General features: G+C 59.9%; 1 protein-coding gene. It reads left to right on the top strand.

The window, feature by feature from the left end; genetic code table 11:
- On the top strand, positions 1–1,974 hold a 1,974-nt coding region (locus GYY70_RS11925), incomplete at both ends, for a DUF6531 domain-containing protein (protein ID WP_174832518.1).

Raw genomic sequence — 1,974 nt, 5'->3', positions numbered from 1 at the left:
CCGGTTCATCTGCCAACCGGTGCCAAACTCCTGTTCGGCCCCGAAGATCTCGACTTCTCCCTGCCGGCTCACCTGCCCTTCGAATGGCAGCGTTTCTACAGCAGCACCGACACCCGCACCCACAACATGTTCGGTGCCGGCTGGAGTGTTGACTATGAAATCGAAATGGAAATCGACCCGCAGCCCGACGGTTCCTGCGCTGCCGTCTATATCAACGAAGAAGGGCGGCGTATCGGAATCGAACCCATCCAGCCGGGTAAAGGCATACGCGGTCTTAACGAGAATTTATCCGTCCGCCGCGGCGAACAGGACCGCTGGGTAATTGAAGACGACAACGGCTTTTACCGCCTGTTCGAACCTGATCCCAGCAACCCCAGACGTCTGCTGCTGAGCATGCTGCAGGACCGCAACGACAACCAGTTACTTATCTGCCGCGATTCCCGTAGCCGCATTGTCGAAATTGCCGATAACGACAACGCCGCCCGGATCAGCCTGCACTATCAGGATCAGCGCCATCCGCAGCGCGTGACCGAAATCCGCCAGGAGCTGAGCGACGGCAGCCGCCGCTTACTGAACCGTTACCAGTACACCGAACAGGGTGATTTGCAACAGGTCTTTGATGCCGAGAACCGCCAGACCCGCGAATTTGCCTACAACAGCGACCGGCGCATGATCTACCACCGCCTGCCCGCCGGCTTGCAGTGTTATTATCAGTGGAGCCACTTCAGCACAGCAGATGCAGAGACCACATGGCGGGTGACCCGGCACTGGAGCGAAGCCGGCGGTCAGCGACTGGAAGACTATCGTTTCCATTATGATTTGGACAAACGCCTGACCACAGTAGAAGACAGCCTCGGCCGCATCAGCAAATATTACTGCAACGAATACTATCAGGTTACCCGCTACACCGATGCCCTCGGACAAAGCTGCGAATTAGAGTGGGATGATTACCAGAGGCTGGCCTGCATAACCGATCAGCAGGGCGGACAATGGCACTACAGCTACGACGCACAGGGCAGGCGAACCGAAGAAACCGACCCGCTGGGCAGAACCACCCAGACCCGGTGGCTGCCGCACTGGGCGCTGCCGACCATCAGCGTCGACCCCGACGGCAGCAGCTGGCGCTATTACTACGACGAGCGCGGTAACCTGCTCACCGTCACCGACCCGTTACAGCAGCATACCCGCTACCAGTACGACCGGCACGGCCAGGTTGTCTGCATCACCGATGCACGCGGCGGCAACAAACGTCTGCGCTGGAACGAAAACGGCCAGCTTATCCAGCATGCAGACTGTTCCGGCTCCATCACCCATTTCTATTACAATACCGCCGGTAACCTCACCGGCATCACCAATGCCATCGGTAACAGCAGCAAATACCAGTACAACGCAGCCGGCCAGCTCACTGGCGCCACCCTGCCGGACGGACGGCAGGAACACTACAGCGTCAATGCCGCCGGCCAGCTGCAGAGCTATACCGATCCGGCCGGCCACACCACCCGCTATCGCCGCGACCAGCGCGGACTGGTGCATACCCGCATCGATGCCGCCGGCCGTCAGCTCGGCTTCAGCTACGACGCCTACGGCCGCCTCACCGCCCTGACCAACGAAAACGGCGAACAGTACCGGTTTCAGTATGATGCCGGTGACCGCCTGACCGAACAGACCGATCTGGACGGGCGCAGACAGCAGCTGAGCTACGACCCGCTCGGCAACGTCAGCAGCGTGCGCTTTGCAGCCGGCAGCCCGCATCAGATCGAGCACCGTTTCAAACGCGATGCCATTGGCCGCTTAACCGGCAAACACACCCCGGACGGCACCACCGCCTATCAGTATGACAAAGCCGACAACCTGCTCAGAGTCGGCTTTAAAGCCGCCGGTTTACCGCCGGAAGCCGAACCGGAACTGATCAGCTTCAGCTACGACATAATGGGCAACCTGCTGAGCGAAACCACTGCACAGGGTGTTCTGCAG

Origin of the sequence: Snodgrassella sp. ESL0324, from assembly GCF_013344955.1 — a bacterium.
Lineage (GTDB): Bacteria > Pseudomonadota > Gammaproteobacteria > Burkholderiales > Neisseriaceae > Snodgrassella > Snodgrassella alvi.
This window is presented reverse-complemented; position numbering and strand designations above follow the sequence as displayed.